The following is a 16,007-nucleotide window of genomic DNA, read 5'->3' on the forward strand; positions in this document are numbered from 1 at the left end:
TGGCGCCCCAGCGGACGCGGTGGATGGAGCAGGTCTCTGCGTTGCCGTTGAGGGCGGAGCCGATGGCGCCGCATCGGTCATCGGCGGGTGAGACATCGCGGCGGAGGCGCCTGGTTCGTTCATGGGGACCGTGGATTCCATCGTTGAGTCAGCATCGCCACCAGGGTGACGATGAGCGCCACCCCGGCAAAGGCCAGCGCCATCAGCGCGGCGGCTTGATGGCCGTTGACGTTGCGCAGGCTGTTCATCAGCGGTTGCAGCAATTCCATCTGGCCGCCGAGCAGCAGGTTGGCGATGGCGAACTCCATCGCCGCTGTCACCCAGGCCAGCAGGAAGGCTGCCAACAAGGCCGGCGCCAGCATCGGCAGCAGCACCCGGCGCACCGTCACGCCATCGGTGGCGCCCAGCGTGCGGCCGGCTTCGATCAAGGCGCCGGCGCCCAATTGGGACAGCGCGGATTGCAGCGTCTTGTGAATCAGCGGAAACAGCGTCGGCGCGACCACCGCCATATACACCACCGGCAGCGGCAGCCAGCCACCCCAGCGTCCGACGAACAACTCCAGTGCGCTGATCGCGATCACCACCGGTGCGATCGCGAAGGGCAGCAGCGCGAGCAAATCCAGCATGCGCATCAGGCGGCGCGATGCGGCGCCCGGATCGATCTGCGCGACCAGCGCCGCCGGAATCGTCGCCAACGCGCCGCTGATCAGCGCCAGTGCGGCGCTCGCCAGCGCCAGCAGCGTCGTGCGCCCCACGGCGGCCTGCACGCGCGGATCCCCGATCGCTTCGGCCATCCAGCGCAGTGTGGGGTCTTCCGGCCACCAATGGCGGTCCCAGCGTTCGGTGATGCCATAGACCAGCAGGGCGGCCATGGGCACCAGCACCGCGACGAGCAGCAGGATCAAGGCACCGGTCGATGACGCAGGCCATGCGGCGCGTGGGACCCGTCGCTGCGGGGACATGTCGGCCAGTGGCAGATGCGCCGTCATGCGTGCCCCCTGCGTAGCCGTGTCGCAAGAACCCGGCTGAGGCCGATCACCGTCACCAGCATCGCGAACAGCAGCAGCGCCAGCCAGGCCGACAGCTCGGGTTGCGAAAAGATGTCGCCGCTGACCAGCGCGGCGATGCGCACCGCCAGCACATGCGCCGCCGTGCCATTGAGCGCGAACGGCGTCGCGAACGCGGCGGCCGCATTGGCGAACAGCAGGCCGAACACCTCCACCAAACTCGGCAACAACAGCGGCAGCCCCACCCGCCGCCAATACAGCCCGGGGCTCGCGCCCAGGGTGGCGGCGGCATCCAGCAGGCTCAGGTCCAGCATCCGCACGGGCGCGATCAGCAGCAGGGCCGCCAGCGGCGCCTGGAAGCAGACATACGCCATCAGCAGCCCGCCCAGGCCTTGCAGGTCCACCACCGGTGCCATGCCCATGGCCTGCATCGCCAGCGTGATCACGCCCTGCGCGCCGAAGAGCAGCAGCAGCGCCACCGCCAGCGGCACGCCGGAGAAGTTTGCCCCCAGGCTGGAGAGCAGCAGCACCGGACGAGCCAGCGACGGCCGCCTGAGCAGCGCAATCGCCGCGCCCAGCCCGATCGCCAGCCCGAGCAGCGCCGACACGGCGGACAGCCACAGCGTGTTCCAGGCGGCCTCCAAGTAGTAGCCATCCGAGGTGAGCTCGCCCAGGGCGCAGTCACCGCCGAAGCCCACACAGTCCACAAGAATGGCAGCGGCGCGCCAGCCGAAGGGCAACAGCAAGGCGCCGCCGATCAGCACGGTCAACGGCAGCGTGAGCCACCAAGCGGTTCGGGACGACAGCGTCATGCGTCGCCACGCGGTGGCACCGCTGCGGCCCGGGGCGTGCCAGCGCCAACGCCAGCGCCAACGCCAGCACCAGCACCAGGCGTCCAGTCGTGAACGCCCAGCCGCGCCAGGATCCAACCCGCCACGCCGGTTTGCTGATCGGGCAGGGCCATCGTCACCGAGCCGGCATCGTGGGGCGCCCAGACCAGCGGCACCTCGCGCTCCACCGCCAGCGGGCCGCCGTGCATGCGGTCCGCATGCATGCCGTGGTCGCTGGTCAGCAGCAGGTCGTAGCCGGCGGCATGCCAGCGGGGCAGGCATTGCGCCAGCAGCATGTCGAGCTTGCGGGCGCTCATCGCGTAGGCGGTCGATTCGCCGCCGTGCAGATGGCCGGCCAGGTCCGGGCCCATTGGATGGATGAACAACAGCGAGGGCGTGTCGCGCGGCAGATGCGATCGCCGCAAGGATTCGGCATCCGCCAGCAGGTGGCTGTCGGGATAGTCGTCCTCCCAGTACCAGCGTGCCGCCGTGATGCCGCAGCCCGGCGGAATCGCGTCGCGGTGTTGCAGGGGATCGAAGCGTTCCCCCGCCAGCAACTCATAGAACCAGTGATAGGCAGCGACCGCGCTGGGCACGCCGTGATGCGCCAGGGCCTGGAACAGATGCCGGCTCAATCGCTCACCGGCCTGGCCGTTGCCGAGGATGCCGTGGCTCAGCGGCGGCTCGCCGTTGATGACGGTGGCATACAGCGGCCGCGAAAGACTGGGCAACTCGCAACGCAGCGAGGACCACTGGGCGCGCCCCGCTTCCTTCAGGGCCTGGAGATAGCCCATGTAGTCGCGTGCGGTGTCGGCGCGCAGGCCGTCCGCCAGCAGCACGACCAACGAGCGCGACGCGCCGGGCGGGACCTCGCGCGCCAGCGCATTCATCGGGCGGCTCCCAGCACATCCCGCTGCCAGACGCGCGGCAGCTTCTTCACTTCTTCGGTCCACACACCGGGCTTGAGCGCCCGCGCCTTGGCGTACTGGGCCGCCGGCACCAGCAGCGCCTGCAGATCGGCGGGCAGCGCCAACTGCGCGATGCGGATCGGCCGGGCATGGCCGCGGGCCAGGTTGAGTTGGCCCGCATCACTGAAGATGAACTCGCGGGTCAGCTTGGCCGCATTCGGATGCGGCGCATGGCGATTGATCACCGTGGTGTAGCCGCTGGTGATCGAGCCATCGGACGGAATCAGCACCTCATAGTCCGACGCGTTCGGCAGCTTGGCGCGGTAGGACAGGGCGTTGAAGTCCCACAGCAGGAAGACGTCCGCCTCGGCGCGCTCCATCAGCGCCGGGCTGGCGTTGACGTTGACCAGGCGTTTGTCCTGGGCCAGTCGGGCGAAGGCGGCCAGCGCCGGCTGCAGGCGGGTTTCATCGCCACCCAGTGCCACGGCCGCTGCCAGCACGGCGGCATTGGATTGAGCCGCGCGGCCGACCTCGCCGATCAGCACGCGCGCCTTGCTGGCAAACAGCGCCTGCCAGCTGCGCGGCACCTGGGGCAGCCGCTTGCGATTGACCGCAAAGGCGATGGTGCCGGTGTAGGCCAGCGCCCAGTGGCCCTCCGCATCCTTGGCCCAATCCGGAATCTGGGCCCAGGTGCTGGGCTGATAGGGCTGGGTGATGCCGCGCGCCTTGGCGATGGGCCCGAACTCGAAACCGACGTCGCCGATGTCCGCGCTCGCGCTGGCCTTTTCGGCCTCCATCTTCGCGATCTCCTCGGCGCTGCTCATGTCGGTGTCGACATGCGCGAGCCCGTAGAGCCGTTGAAGGTCGGCCCAGGTGGCGCGCCAGTTGGCCCAGTCGTCCGGCATGCCGAGGCTGTGCACACGACCCTCGCGTCGCGCCGCCGCGATCAGCGCCTCCAGCGCCTGGGATTGCTGAGCCTGCGCCATGGCCCGAAAGGCCAAGGGCCCGCACAGGGCGGGCAGGGTGTGGAGCATCGTGCGTCGTGACCAGCGCATCAGGTGGTCTCCTTGTCAGCAGTGTGGGCCGTCGGTGGCAGACCGTCGGCTGCGGCGGATCGAACGGGGAGCGGCTGTTGCAGGTCGGACAGCGTCAGCACCTGAGTGACCTTGGCCCGGCCGTTCACATCGCACAGGCTGAACCGCAGCCGAAGATCGCCGGCGGCAGGACCATGGGCCGGGTGCGCGCCGGGTGCGTCAGCAGGAGGGGCGATGGGGTCGATCGGTTCGATGTCCAGCAGGCCGAAGTTGAGCTCCGCCACCACCGCCGAGCGGCGGTTGCGGTTCGGCGTCGGAATGTCCCAGACCTCGGTCAGGCCGCTGGAGGTGGCGTCCCACAGCGGATAGCTGCCCTCCACCGGCAGGCTGGACATCTCGGCGTAGTGCATGTCCCCGCTCAGGAAGACCACGCCGTTGGCGCCGGTGTCCCGGATCAGGTTGATCAGTCGCGCCCGCTCATGCGGAAAGTTGGCCCAGCACTCCCAGCCGCTGCCTTCGGCGGCGAACTGCACGCTGGAGCCGATCAAGCGCACATCGGCCGGCACCCGCAATTGCGCTTCCAGCCATTGCCATTGGGCTTCGCCGAGCATCGTGGCCTTCGGCGAGGGATCGGGCACATACCAGCCGGTCATCGGCTGACCGCTGAGCTTGGCCCGCAGCACCATCGCCGCATAGCTGGATTTGAGCGACGGATCGGCGGTCAGTGCGCTGCGGTTGAAGCGCAGGTCCGGCAGGATCACCTGGATGCGGCGGCCGAAGGCCTCGTACACATTGCTCTGGTAGATGCCGTCGGCGCGTCGGCGGGGTGAATCCGCCGGCTCGCCCCAGGCATCGCAGAACAGCTGCTGAGAGAGCTGCTTGAGCGGATAGTCCGCGCCCTCGTCGTCATCGCCGAAATCATGGTCGTCCCAGATTGCGAGATGCGGCGTGGTGCGGCGGAAGTCTTGCAGCGGCGCCACCGCCATGAACTCGGCATAGCGCTGGCGCAGGGTGGCGGCGTCGCGTGCATCCGCGTAGAGGTTGTCGCCGAGAAAGACGAACAGGTCCGGCTTCGCTGCACCGATGGCGCGCCAGATCGGCTGCGGCTTGGATTGCTTGGCGCAGGAGCCGAAACCGATCCGGAACCGGCGCGGTGCCGGCGAACCGTCGGCAATCGCGACATCGCCCGTCGCCGGGCCGGCCGGCGTGGTGCCCTCAGGCACCGCGCAGCCGGCCAGCGGCGTGGCCAGCGATCCTGCCAGCAGCAACTGCCGGCGTGTCAGGTGGGAAGCGCGGACCATGGCGTCAGAACTTGCCGGTGAGGGTCAGGTAGAACTGACGCGGCGCACCCGGCAGCAGCGTGGCGTAGGTGCCGGTCGGATCGCTGTTGGTGAAGCCGTTGCTGCCGATGGTGGAGATGGTGTGCTTGTCCAGCAGGTTGCTGACGCTGCCCTGCAGGCTCAGCTCGCGCAGCATGGCGACGTTCTTCAGCCGGTAGCCCGCGCTCAGGTTGACCAGCGTGCGGTCCGGCACCGAGTTGTCGTTGGTGTAGGTGTAGTAGCGCTTGGACATGTAATCCACTCCGATCGAGCCATACATCGCGCCGTCGTCATAGCCCAGCTGCGACTTGAACATCGTGTCCGGCGAATCGGTCACCCGCTTGCCGTTGATCGGCACCGCCACGCCGTTGCTGACCAGGTCGTCGCGGTATTCGGACTTGGACAGGCTCAGGCTGTTGTACCAGCTCAGGGTCGGGCTCAGGCGGAACGACAGCGATCCTTCGACGCCGGTGGCCCGCACATCGCCGACATTGGACAGCACCACCGGATTGCCCTGGATGCCGGAGCCCTGCTGCACGCTCAGCAGGCGGTCCTTGAAGTTGACCAGGTAGGCGCTGACCGAGCCCTCATAGCCCCGGCCGCTGGTGCGCCAGCCGGCTTCGAAGGTGTCCGAGGTCTCGGGCTTGAGCGAGCCCTTGATCGCATCGAAGCCCGCGGCGGTGGTGGCGTAGGGCGAGGTGCCGGTGGCGGCGGCCTGGTAGGCGCGCATGTTGCGCGCGGCGGTGGCGAAGAGTTCGTTGTTGGCGGAGAGGCGGTAGTTCAGGCCCAGCTGCGGCAGGAAGCCCTTCTTCGCGGTGATGCTGCCCGACGGACCGGAGCCGATCTCCAGCGTGCCGTCGGTCCCCACCCGCAGCGACTTGAAGCCGGCGCCGATGCTCAGGTCCTTCGTCACCGCCCAGGTGTCGGACAGCGAGAACTGCGCGGTCTTGGTGTTGAACGCGTACTGCCACTGGGTCAGGAAGGGATTGCTGGGGAACTTGTAGACGCTCGGCACGCGCGCGGCGGTGGCGGCGTAGAAGCGGCGGGCCTGGTCGAAGTCGTTGTCCTCGAACCAGAGGCCGGCGCGCACCAGGTGATCGCCCAGTTCCATCTCCGCGTTGGACACCACGCCCCAGCGGTGGATGCTGTATTCAGTGGTGCGCACCGAGACCGGCGTGCCGTCCGGCGAAGCCTGGTAGGGCGTGAACCACAGGCCCATGCCCTTGTTGTGGTGGTAGTAGGCGGTGGTCTTCCAGCGGGTGTTGGCGGCCACGCGCAGGTCGGCGCTCACGCCGGCCAGTTCGTCATTGCGCAGGCCCGCACCGGCGTAGTACTGGTCGTCGCAGGCGGCGACATAGGTGCTGCCGTTGGCGCCGCACAAGGTGTTGGCGGCCTTCACCGCGGCCGCGAAGTCAGGGTAGAAATTGTCCAGGGTGTCGCCCTTGCGCTTGATCAGGTCCAGCGACAGATCCTGGTAATCCACTTCCTGGCGGCGCGAGGTGTTCAGGAAAGCCGAAAAGCGATGCTCGCCGGCGGTCTTGACCCACTTCAGGTTCCACTGTTCCAGGCGCTGCTCGCCATCGGCCTTCCACTTGTCGGCGTTCTGGTTGGTGTAGCTGATGAAGGCTTCGCCCAGGGCGGTGGTGCCGGAGTCCAGGCGCAGGAAGGTGCGGCGATTCGAATCGCTGCCCAGGGTTTGCGACAGGCGCACCCCGAACTTCGTCAACGGATCGGCGGAATAGAACTGCAGCGTGCCGCCCAGGTTGCTGGAGGACGCCGCGTCCAGCGCACCGGCGCCCTGCGAGAGCAGCGCGCGGCCCACGTTCTCGCTGGAGATGGCGCGGCTGATGTGCAGGCCGTTGAAGTTGCCGTAGGACATGTCGCCCAGCGGCACATCGTCCAGGGTGAAACCCACCTGGTTCTGCGAGAAGCTGCGCACGGTGAACCGGGTGGACCACTCGTAGTTGCCCAGGCCGTCGGCGGCCTGGAAGTTCACGCCGGGCAGGCGAGCAACGGTCTGCAGCGGACTGGTGCCGGCCGTGGCGTTTTCGAATTCGAGCTGGCTCAGGCCTTGCACCGAGCGCAACTGGCCGCGTCCGACGGTGACCGTCACGCGTTCCAGTTCCGTGCGTTCGGCCGCGGCGCTGGTCACATCCGAGGCGGTGGATGATGATGAGGATGAGGTGGACTGGGCAAAGACCGGCAGCGCATAGGCCAGGCTCAGGGACAGGACCAGGACGGTGGGCATCAACGGGTGCTTCATGGTGTCGTTCTCGTGGTGCGGAGGGAGGGGGAGGGAACGGCACGTCGGCGCGATCCCGGGGGAGTTCCAAACCGGAGCGGACTCTCACAAATCAACACGACAACACAACGACAAACACACAAAAAAACACACGCACGCTGGAAATCCACAACTTCACAGAAATATCCTCAAACTGTCATGAAGCTTCCTTGCGGGCCTGGACCAATGTGGCCCTTGCTCCCGCGGTTCAGGCTGCGGGCGGCCGACCCCAGGGAGACGATGAGATCGATGTGGTCCCAAGAACGACACGACAGGATCCTGCTGCTGCTCAAGGAGCGACGGCGTTTGACGACAGAAATGGCGGCGCGCGAACTCGGCGTCTCGCGCGAGACGGTGCGCCGCGATCTGATCGAGCTGGCGCAGACCGGCAAGCTCAGCCGGGTGCACGGCGGCGCGGTACCGGCCCATGTGCCGGAGGAGCCCAGCTATGCCGAGCGCACCCAGTCCCGGCTTCGGCAGAAGCAGGCCATCGCGCGGTTGGCGGCCACGCTGCTGCGTCCGGGCATGAGCTGCTTCATCGATGCGGGCTCGACCACCCACGCGCTGGCGCAGGTGCTGGCCCAGGCCGGCGGGCTGAAGGTGATCACCAATTCAGTCGGCGTGGCCCAGGCCCTCGCCAGTCGGCGTGCGCATGAGCTGGTGTTGCTCGGCGGTGAGTACGCCAGCGACGTCTCGGCCACCTTCGGCGAATTCACCGTGGCGGAGATCGCGCGGCATCGAGTGGATGTGGCCTTGCTCTCGCCCACCGCGATCGACGCGGCGCACGGCGCCACCAGCTATGTCTCGGCCGAGGTGGCGGTGGCTCAGGCCATGTTGGCGCGTGCACGTCAGCGGGTGCTGCTGGCCGACGCGAGCAAGCTCGGGCAATGCAGCCGAATGCAGGTCTGCCTGTGCGTGGACATCGACGTGCTGGTCACCGACGCCGAGGCGGATCCGCAGTCGCTGGACCGGCTGCGCCGCAGCGGGGTGGGGCAGGTGATGAGCGGCGACTGAGAAGCGGCGACTGAGAAGCGGCGAGTGAGACGTGGCGGATCTGGAGCGGAGGTGGCGCCACGGATGAGGCGCTCGGCCGCGTCAACGCGTCAGGGCCTCAGAACCGCCGAGCGGCATCGGCGCGGTCACAGGTGCCGGTGAAGTGGCTCATGCCTTCCAGCGAGATGTGGCCGTTGCGCCGGTCCACCTTCAGCTTGGGACGATTGAATCCGTTGAAGGTGAACTCGGCTCGGATCTCTTCCGCCGTCACCGCCACATTGCGCAGGCTGTACCAGCCGTTGTCGGCCGAGTCATGCAGCGGCGGCACCATGTTCTTGGCCGGCCGGATGCGTCCGCGGTCGCCGTCGATCTCCAGCGTGACCGAGGTGTCGAAATGCTCGGTGGTCCATTCGGTGCGATCCCGGGGCACGTAGCGCCGGGACTTGTTGTCCCACTCGTAGCCATATTTGTTCTCTGCGGTCGGACGTTGGCCGTCGCCGTAGCAGATCAGGACGAGGCGGTCAGGGGTGTCCGCGCCGGATGTGTCGCCAGCAGTCATGCCGGCATTGGCGCCGCGGCGGCTGTCCTGACCGCAATCCGCGGCGGGCGTGGACACCAGCGATTCATAACGTCCCTCGCGGGTGGCGACCGACAGGCATACCCCGCGGCGGTCGTTCCACCAGAAGGTCCAGGCCCGGTCGTCGCCCTTGCGACCGCCGACGTTCACATAGCCCCGAGAGGCGAGCTCGGATTCACCGCCCGGCGCCCGCACGCCCACGAGATCCTGAACATCGGACGGCGTGACCTGCGCCTGCGAGCCGATCGGCACGAGCCAGGCGGCCAGCGCGACGGCCTGTGCCATCGCACGTGTCAGCGCCGGCGAGGTGGGCGCGGGGAGGGTGCGGCGGCCGGCGCCGCTTCGGGAGCGATCGGTGGGCATCAGCATCTCCGGAAGACCTGGCCCCAGTGTGACCCAGCGGGGTCATGCCTGAAGCCGGTCGACGGTGCGATGTCGCCCCATGCTCTGGGGACGCCGCCCTCAGAACAGCGCCATGCTCAGCTTGCGGCGGTACTGGTCCACCAGTGGATCGGACGAAGCGACCGTGCTCGGACCGGACAGCTGCAGGCCGCCGCGGGCCTCGGGCGACGCGGCCGCCGCGGCGGGGGCAGGCTTGGTCATCAGCTCGAGGATGGCGACATAGGTCTTGCGGGCGAGCTGCTCGCTCCAGGCCTTGTCGCGCATGATGATTTCCAGCAGCTCGTCCATCGCGCCGGTGAAGTCGCGGCCGGCCAGCAGGCCTTGCGCCAGCGCGAAGCGGGCATCGAAATCCCGCTTGTTGGCCGAGATCGCCGCTTGCAGGCCGGCCGGGTCCAGGCCTTGCTCAGCGCGCTCGGCGGCGGCGATCCAGGTGGCCAGCGCGGCGAAGCGGGCATGCGGGGTGATGGTGTCGGCGGCCTGGGCGGCCACCGGCGCGAAGGCGGCCTTGGCATGGGCCAGGTCGTCGTTCTCCAGCAGCGCGCGGACCAGGTCGAAGCGGGCGGTCTCGTTGGCCGGATCGGCATGCACCGCGGCTTGCAGTTTCTCGAGCGCGCCCTCGTTGTCGCCGTCTTCCATCAGCGCCTGGGCTTCGGCCAGGTCCTCTTCGGCTTCCAGCGCCTCGCCGGAGGGCACATGGCGGTCCAGGAACTCGCGGATCTGGGCCTCGGGGATCGCGCCGACGAAGCCGTCCACCGGCTGGCCGCCGACGAACATCACGCAGAACGGAATCGAGCGCACGCCGAAGGCCTGGCTCAGCTGGGTGGCGATCTCGGTCTGGTCGTCGCTGTTGAGCTTGGCCAGCTTCCAGCGGCCGGCATAGGCCACCTCCAGCTTTTCCAGCATCGGGCCGAGCGAGCGGCAGGGGCCGCACCACGGGGCCCAGATGTCCAGCAGCACCGGCTGTTGCATGGAGGCTTGCAGCAGCTCGGTTTCGAAGTTTTGCAGGGTGATGTCGGTCATGTCTGGGCGATCGGAGCAGGTGGGCCGGAGTGGCGGATCGCGGCATCGAGGCCACGATGACGGCATCTCGGGGTAGGCCGCCTACAATTCAAGGTTTCACGATTGACGATCAGGACCGACCCGTGAGCAGTGCCACCGCCCCCGACATCGCCCCCCTCATCGGCGTGGTGATGGGCTCCAGCAGCGACTGGGAGACCATGAAGCACGCTGCCGACATTCTCACCGAGTTCGGCGTGCCCTTCGAAGCGAAGGTGGTATCGGCCCACCGCATGCCCGACGAGATGTTCCGCTATGCCGAGTCCGCCGAGGGCCGCGGCCTGCGCGCGATCATTGCCGGCGCGGGCGGCGCTGCCCACCTGCCGGGCATGCTGGCCGCCAAGACCCTGGTCCCGGTGCTGGGCGTGCCGGTGGCCAGCCGCCATCTGCAGGGCGTCGATTCGCTGCATTCCATCGTGCAGATGCCCAAGGGCATCCCGGTGGCGACCTTCGCCATCGGCACCGCCGGCGCCGGCAATGCCGCGCTGTTCGCGGTGGCCCTGCTGGCCAGCGGAGATGCCGCGCTGCGCGACAAGCTGGCGGCCTTCCGCGAACGTCAGACCGCCGCCGCCACGGCGATGACCGAGGAGCTGCGCTGATGCCGCTGCTGCCGGGTGTCGCCACGCTGGGCGTGATGGGAGGCGGCCAGCTCGGCCGCATGTTCGTGCAGGCCGCGCAGTCGCTGGGCTACACCTGCCTGGTGCTGGACCCGGATGCCGCCAGCCCCGCCGGCGCGGTGGCGCATGAGCATCTGCGGGCCGATTACCTCGATCCCGCCGCGCTGCGCGAACTCGCGCGCCGCTGCGACGCGATCACCACCGAATTCGAGAACGTGCCTGCGCAGGCGCTGCAGCAACTCGCGCAAAGCCGGGTGGTGGCGCCGGGCGCCAGCGCCGTGGCCGTCTGCCAGGACCGTGCGCGCGAGAAGGCCCATTTCGATGCCAGCGGGGTCGCCTGCGCCCCTTACGCGGTGCTGCGGAGCCCCGCGGATCTGGCGACGGTGCCGGACAGCCTGCTCCCCGGCATCCTCAAGACCGCCCGCCTGGGCTATGACGGCAAGGGCCAGCGTCGGGTGACCGATCGTCTCCAGCTCGCCGAGGCCTTCAGCGAGCTCGGCGAGGTCGATTGCGTGCTGGAGCAGATGCTGCCGCTGGCGCTCGAACTGAGCGTGCTGGTGGTGCGGGGCGCCGACGGCCAGGTCGTCACCTACCCGGTCCAGCAGAACCTGCATCGGGACGGCATTCTGGCCGTCACCGAGGTGCCGGCTCCGCAGGTCGATGCGGCGCTGCAGTCTCAGGCGCGTGAATCGGCCGCTGCGATCGCCTCTGGCCTGGGCTATGTGGGCGTGCTGTGCGTGGAGTTCTTCGTGCTCAAGGACGGCCGGCTGGTCGTCAACGAGATGGCGCCGCGTCCGCACAACTCCGGCCACTACACGATGAACGCCTGCGACCTGTCGCAGTTCGAGATGCAGGTCCGCGCCATGACCGGTCTGCCGCTGCGCGAGCCGCGGCTGCACTCGCCGGTGGTGATGCTGAATCTGCTGGGCGATCTGTGGTTCGATGCGCAGGGGGTCGAACGCACGCCCGATTGGGCCGGCGTGCTGGCTCTGCCGGGCGCCTCGCTGCATCTGTACGGCAAGGCGCAGGCGCGTCCGGGCCGCAAGATGGGCCACCTGAACCTGATCGGCGCCACGGCCGAGGCGGCCCGTGCTTCGGCTCGCCAGGCCTGTGCGCTGCTCGGTCTGCCGTCCGAATGGTGAGCCGGACCGTCGACGGAGACCCCACCATGGTGCTGGACGGCCAGGATCCCCAGGCGGTGCGCCGCGCCGCCGAGGCGCTCGCTCACGGCGAGCTGGTCGGCATGCCGACCGAGACCGTCTACGGTCTGGCGGCGCGTGCCGACCAGGATGCAGCGGTCGCGAAGATCTTCGCCGCCAAGGGCCGGCCCAGCGACCACCCGCTCATCGTCCATGTGCTGGACGAGTCGGCCGCCCGCGTGTTTGCGCAGGACGTGCCGGACGTCGCGCATCGCCTGATCCAGGCCTTCTGGCCGGGCCCGCTCACCTTGATCGTGCGCCGGGCCCCCGGCATGGCGGCCGCCGCCGCCGGCGGGCAGGACTCGGTCGGCCTGCGCTGCCCCTCCCATCCCGTCGCACGGGCGCTGCTGGCGCAATGCCGCGAACTGGGGGTCGAAGGCCTGGCCGCGCCGAGTGCGAACCGCTTCGGACGTGTCAGTCCCACCTTGGCCCAACATGTGGCCGATGAATTCGATCCTGGCCTGCTGGTGCTGGATGGCGGGGCCTGCGATGTGGGCATCGAGTCCACCATCGTCGATTGCAGTCGAGGCCGACCGGTGCTGCTGCGCCCGGGCGTGCTGACGCCGGAACAGATCGAAGCCGCCGCCGGCGTGCCCCTGCAGGCGCCCGATGCCCAGGCGCCGCGCGCCTCCGGCACTCTGGCGGCGCACTACGCGCCGCGCGCCGTGGTGCGCTTGATGTCCACCGAGGCGCTGCGTGCCGCGTTGAAGGTCCAGCCAAGCGCGGCGGATGGAAAAATCGGTACCGACGCCGTGACCACATCGCCGGCTGCGGCGGGTGAGGCAGCACGACCTTCGGGGCTGGCGGTATATTCCCGCACGGCGCTGGACGTGGGCGATGCGTTGTATCGCCCCATGCCCGCTCAAGCGCGTGCGGCAGCGCGACAGCTGTTCGCCGTGCTGCGGGAACTGGATGCCGAAGGCGCCAGTGAGATCTGGGTCGAGACACCGCCTGACGAGGCGGCCTGGGATGGGGTGCGGGACCGGTTGTCCCGCGCTGCCGCGGCGTTTGTGCCGCGCTGAGTTAGACGATTTGGAGTGTTCATGAAGAGTTTGAAGCGCCACCTGGCCTGCTGCCTGCTGGGGGCGACCGCGTTGCTGACCGCCTGTGGCGGCGGCAGCGAGCAGATCGAAGAGTTCAAGCCCACCCGTATCCTGAGCTTCGGTGACGAGACCAGCGTGCTGCGCTCGGACGGCACCAAGTACAGCATCAACGGTGTGAACACGACCACCAACCTGGTGTCGTGCACCGTCAATCCGATCTGGAACCAATCCCTGGCCAGCGATTTCGGTTTGGTGTTCAAAGAATGCAATACGTCCAACTTGGCCGCGACGACGGGTGTCATGTACGCCGCAGCGGGGGCAAAGGTGGCGGATGTGGCCGCACAGATCGATCGCCAGTTCGCGCTCGATGGCTTCAACGGCAAGGACCTGGTCACCGTGCTGGCCGGCGCCAACGACATCCTGGAGCTCTACGGACAGTTCGGCGCCCAGGATGCCAACACGCTTGGCAACGCCGCCGAAGCGCGGGGTGAAGCGCTGGCTGCTCAGGTCAACCGCATCGCCAATGGCGGCGGCAAGGTCATCCTGTCGACCATGCAGGACATCGGCTACACGCCCTATGCGGTGAAGGAAAAGGCAGCCCATGCCGACACCGACCGCGCGGCGCTGCTGAGCGAGCTGTCCCGCCGCTTCAATGTCGGCCTGCGTCTGAAGATCATCAACGACGGCCGGATGATCGGCCTGATCCTGTCCGATGAGCTGACCCAGACCATGGCGAGATACCCGTCGTCCTATGGCATGAGCAATTCCACCGACGCGGCTTGCCTGACCAGCGCGCTGCCGCCGGTCTGCACCGACAAGACCCTGGCGACCAACGCCACCGCCACCACCTGGATGTGGGCCAGTGACACGCTGCTGGCGCCCGGCGCGCATGCGTACATCTACAACTCGGCGCGGACCCGGGCGAGGAACAACCCGTTCTGATCCGTCGACGAGGCGGCGGCGCCTGAGTGCCGCTGCCGTACGGAACACGACGCGCGTGGATCGCGTCACCCTAAAGGGCCAGGCGTTGCTGCCGGCCCTTTTTTCATGGGCGCTGGGATCGACGATGTCGCGCATCGACCCACGCATTTGGGTGGGAATAAACCGCCCGCCGACAGGCATGTGGGGTTGCTATCGCACAGTCATGACAACACTGTTGCAGATGCGCCTCGTCCTGGTGTCGGGCCCCCTCGAGACCCTGGCATGCTGACGGCGTGTCAGGGTTTTTACGTTTAAGTACGTGGATTGCCCTGCCCTTATAGTGACCGCTTAGAAAAACGAACGACCGTTCGATTTGGTGCCCCCACTTCTCCCCCGGGGAGCACAGCCGACGGAGACAACCCTGGAGAAGTCTGAATGAAAAGCCAATTCACCCTGGGCGGCCTGGCCTTGGCCGCTTCGGTTCTGCTGACCGCTTGCGGCGGCGGCACCGATGAATCTCGCGACGATCCGCCGCCTGCCCGTGGCACGCTGATGCTGGGCCTGCTGGCCGCTCCCACCGTGACCAAGGCGACGATCGACGCCGGCACGACCGCCAAGGGCGTCATCGCCCTGGCCGGCGCGGCCAAGTGCGATGTCGAGATCCGCTACGTCTACTACATGACGCGTGATCCGCAGGGCAATCCCGCCACCGCCTCCGCGGGTGTGTTTGTGCCGTCGGGCACCGATGCCGCCTGCTCCGGCCAGCGTCCGGTGGTGCTCTATGCCCACGGCACGACGACCGACAAGGCCTTCAACATGGCCCAGGTCGACACGAACGCCGAAGGCTCGCTGGTGATGGCGTTCTATGCCGCCCAGGGCTTCATCGTCGTGGCCCCGAACTACATGGGCTATGACCGCTCCGGCCTGCAGTACACGCCCTATCTGAATGCCGAGTCGTCGGCGATCGACATGGTCGACGGCCTGCGCGCAGCCAAGGCGCACCTGGCCGTGGAAGGCGCCTCCAAGCCCTCGTCCAAGCTGCTGATCACCGGTTACTCGCAGGGCGGCCACGTGGCCATGGCCACGCAGAAAGTCATCGAGCGTGACTACGCGTCCGAGTTCACCGTGACCGCCGCAGGTCCGATGTCCGGCCCGTACAACCTGGTGAAGATGGGCGACGCCGTCACCGGCGGCACCATCAACGCCGGTGCAACGCTGTTCCTGCCGCTGCAGCTGACCAGCTACCAGAAGGCCTACGGCAACATCTACAGCAGCCCGACCGAGGTCTATCAATCGCCGTACGCGGCCACCGCCGAGACCCTGTTCCCGTCGACCGAATCCCTCACCCAGCTGATCACCGAAGGCAAGCTGCCCGCAGACGCCACCTTCACCAAGCTGTTCGGCACCGGCGGCCTGCTGACGGATTCGTTCCGTACCGGCTATGCAGCCTCCAACTTCCGCAAGGCGCTGCAGACCAACACGCTGCTGGGCTGGACCCCGAAGGCCCCGATGGCGATGTGCGGCGGTGCCCAGGATCCGACCGTGTTCTTCTTCAACACCACCGATGCCCAGGCGGACTTCCTGAGCCGCGGCAAGGCCTACCCGGCCTTCAACCTGGAATCGCGCGCGACGTTGCCGGCCGGTGCGTCGGGTGACCTCGTCTACGGTGGATTCCAGCAGGCCAAGGCCGCCGCCGGTACCGGCGCCACCGCCGCTTACCACGGCACCCTGGTGCCGCCTTTCTGCAACGCCCTGGTGCGCGGCTACTTCCAGACGGTCCTGGCCGCCGGCCAGTAAGCCAAGGCGATCAGCAAGGAGAC

Annotated in this window: 14 protein-coding genes; 6 read left to right on the plus strand and 8 right to left on the minus strand. The window is 68.2% G+C overall.

From position 1 onward, the window contains the following. Nucleotides 1–119 precede the first annotated feature (119 nt). From N4261_RS03395 to N4261_RS03420, 6 genes are read right to left on the minus strand one after another with little or no spacing between them, the layout of a single operon-like run. Complete coding sequence (locus N4261_RS03395) at nucleotides 120–989, minus strand: ABC transporter permease subunit (protein WP_261758816.1); 870 nt, start codon at nucleotides 987–989, stop codon at nucleotides 120–122. Next, nucleotides 986–1,819: a hypothetical protein gene (locus tag N4261_RS03400; protein ID WP_261758817.1), complete on the minus strand. Its 834-nt coding sequence runs from the start codon at nucleotides 1,817–1,819 to the stop codon at nucleotides 986–988. Before N4261_RS03400 ends, N4261_RS03395 begins: the two co-directional genes overlap by 4 nt. After that, a complete protein-coding gene (locus N4261_RS03405) occupies nucleotides 1,816–2,727 on the minus strand; it encodes an alkaline phosphatase family protein (RefSeq protein ID WP_261758818.1) in 912 nt (303 codons plus the stop codon). The genes N4261_RS03400 and N4261_RS03405 overlap by 4 nt, the downstream gene beginning before the upstream one ends. Then, a complete protein-coding gene (locus tag N4261_RS03410) occupies nucleotides 2,724–3,800 on the minus strand; it encodes an ABC transporter substrate-binding protein (RefSeq protein ID WP_261758819.1) in 1,077 nt (358 codons plus the stop codon). Before N4261_RS03410 ends, N4261_RS03405 begins: the two co-directional genes overlap by 4 nt. After that, nucleotides 3,800–5,080, minus strand: a complete 1,281-nt coding sequence (locus tag N4261_RS03415; RefSeq protein ID WP_261758820.1) for an alkaline phosphatase D family protein — start codon at nucleotides 5,078–5,080, stop codon at nucleotides 3,800–3,802. Before N4261_RS03415 ends, N4261_RS03410 begins: the two co-directional genes overlap by 1 nt. Nucleotides 5,081–5,084: 4 nt before the next feature. Then, complete coding sequence (locus tag N4261_RS03420) at nucleotides 5,085–7,361, minus strand: TonB-dependent receptor domain-containing protein (RefSeq protein WP_261758821.1); 2,277 nt, start codon at nucleotides 7,359–7,361, stop codon at nucleotides 5,085–5,087. A gap of 267 nt (nucleotides 7,362–7,628) precedes the next feature. On the opposite strand from N4261_RS03420, the gene N4261_RS03425 reads away from it, so the two are divergent. Then, nucleotides 7,629–8,393, plus strand: a complete 765-nt coding sequence (locus tag N4261_RS03425) for a DeoR/GlpR family DNA-binding transcription regulator (protein ID WP_261758822.1) — start codon at nucleotides 7,629–7,631, stop codon at nucleotides 8,391–8,393. Nucleotides 8,394–8,490: 97 nt separating this feature from the next. Here the strand turns inward: N4261_RS03425 and N4261_RS03430 are convergent, their stop codons facing one another. Further along, entirely contained in the window at nucleotides 8,491–9,312 is an 822-nt protein-coding gene (locus N4261_RS03430) for a hypothetical protein (protein ID WP_261758823.1), read from the minus strand. Nucleotides 9,313–9,411: 99 nt separating this feature from the next. After that, a complete protein-coding gene (locus tag N4261_RS03435; protein ID WP_261758824.1) occupies nucleotides 9,412–10,371 on the minus strand; it encodes a tetratricopeptide repeat protein in 960 nt (319 codons plus the stop codon). A 170-nt stretch (nucleotides 10,372–10,541) separates the two neighbouring features. Here N4261_RS03435 and purE point away from each other — a divergent pair, with 170 nt between their 5' ends. The 5 genes from purE to N4261_RS03460 all read left to right on the plus strand — a co-directional run bounded on the left by purE (nucleotide 10,542) and on the right by N4261_RS03460 (nucleotide 15,984). Beyond that, on the plus strand, nucleotides 10,542–11,006 hold the full coding sequence (purE, locus tag N4261_RS03440; protein ID WP_261760596.1) for a 5-(carboxyamino)imidazole ribonucleotide mutase: 465 nt from the start codon (nucleotides 10,542–10,544) through the stop codon (nucleotides 11,004–11,006). Then, nucleotides 11,006–12,166, plus strand: a complete 1,161-nt coding sequence (locus N4261_RS03445; protein ID WP_261758825.1) for a 5-(carboxyamino)imidazole ribonucleotide synthase — start codon at nucleotides 11,006–11,008, stop codon at nucleotides 12,164–12,166. Before purE ends, N4261_RS03445 begins: the two co-directional genes overlap by 1 nt. 26 nt (nucleotides 12,167–12,192) lie before the next feature. Continuing rightward, the gene (locus tag N4261_RS03450; protein WP_261758826.1) at nucleotides 12,193–13,245 is read left to right on the plus strand and encodes an L-threonylcarbamoyladenylate synthase; all 1,053 of its coding nucleotides are present in this window, start codon (nucleotides 12,193–12,195) and stop codon (nucleotides 13,243–13,245) included. A gap of 21 nt (nucleotides 13,246–13,266) precedes the next feature. Continuing rightward, entirely contained in the window at nucleotides 13,267–14,208 is a 942-nt protein-coding gene (locus tag N4261_RS03455; protein ID WP_261758827.1) for an SGNH/GDSL hydrolase family protein, read from the plus strand. Between the two features lie 414 nt (nucleotides 14,209–14,622). Further along, nucleotides 14,623–15,984, plus strand: coding sequence for an alpha/beta hydrolase family protein (locus N4261_RS03460; RefSeq protein WP_261758828.1), 1,362 nt, complete (start codon nucleotides 14,623–14,625; stop codon nucleotides 15,982–15,984). Nucleotides 15,985–16,007 lie beyond the last annotated feature (23 nt).

The sequence above is a fragment of the Roseateles amylovorans genome, assembly GCF_025398155.2.
Classification (GTDB): domain Bacteria; phylum Pseudomonadota; class Gammaproteobacteria; order Burkholderiales; family Burkholderiaceae_C; genus Roseateles; species Roseateles amylovorans.

Coding starts and splice junctions, on each gene's coding strand:
- N4261_RS03410 (WP_261758819.1), bottom strand. CDS start 3,800: ATGCGCTGGTCACGACGCACGATGCTCCACACCCTGCCCGCCCTGTGC.
- N4261_RS03445 (WP_261758825.1), top strand. CDS start 11,006: ATGCCGCTGCTGCCGGGTGTCGCCACGCTGGGCGTGATGGGAGGCGGC.
- N4261_RS03400 (WP_261758817.1), bottom strand. CDS start 1,819: ATGACGCTGTCGTCCCGAACCGCTTGGTGGCTCACGCTGCCGTTGACC.
- N4261_RS03420 (WP_261758821.1), bottom strand. CDS start 7,361: ATGAAGCACCCGTTGATGCCCACCGTCCTGGTCCTGTCCCTGAGCCTG.
- N4261_RS03405 (WP_261758818.1), bottom strand. CDS start 2,727: ATGAATGCGCTGGCGCGCGAGGTCCCGCCCGGCGCGTCGCGCTCGTTG.
- N4261_RS03450 (WP_261758826.1), top strand. CDS start 12,193: ATGGTGCTGGACGGCCAGGATCCCCAGGCGGTGCGCCGCGCCGCCGAG.
- N4261_RS03395 (WP_261758816.1), bottom strand. CDS start 989: ATGACGGCGCATCTGCCACTGGCCGACATGTCCCCGCAGCGACGGGTC.
- N4261_RS03455 (WP_261758827.1), top strand. CDS start 13,267: ATGAAGAGTTTGAAGCGCCACCTGGCCTGCTGCCTGCTGGGGGCGACC.
- N4261_RS03425 (WP_261758822.1), top strand. CDS start 7,629: ATGTGGTCCCAAGAACGACACGACAGGATCCTGCTGCTGCTCAAGGAG.
- N4261_RS03415 (WP_261758820.1), bottom strand. CDS start 5,080: ATGGTCCGCGCTTCCCACCTGACACGCCGGCAGTTGCTGCTGGCAGGA.
- N4261_RS03430 (WP_261758823.1), bottom strand. CDS start 9,312: ATGCCCACCGATCGCTCCCGAAGCGGCGCCGGCCGCCGCACCCTCCCC.
- N4261_RS03460 (WP_261758828.1), top strand. CDS start 14,623: ATGAAAAGCCAATTCACCCTGGGCGGCCTGGCCTTGGCCGCTTCGGTT.
- N4261_RS03435 (WP_261758824.1), bottom strand. CDS start 10,371: ATGACCGACATCACCCTGCAAAACTTCGAAACCGAGCTGCTGCAAGCC.
- purE (WP_261760596.1), top strand. CDS start 10,542: ATGGGCTCCAGCAGCGACTGGGAGACCATGAAGCACGCTGCCGACATT.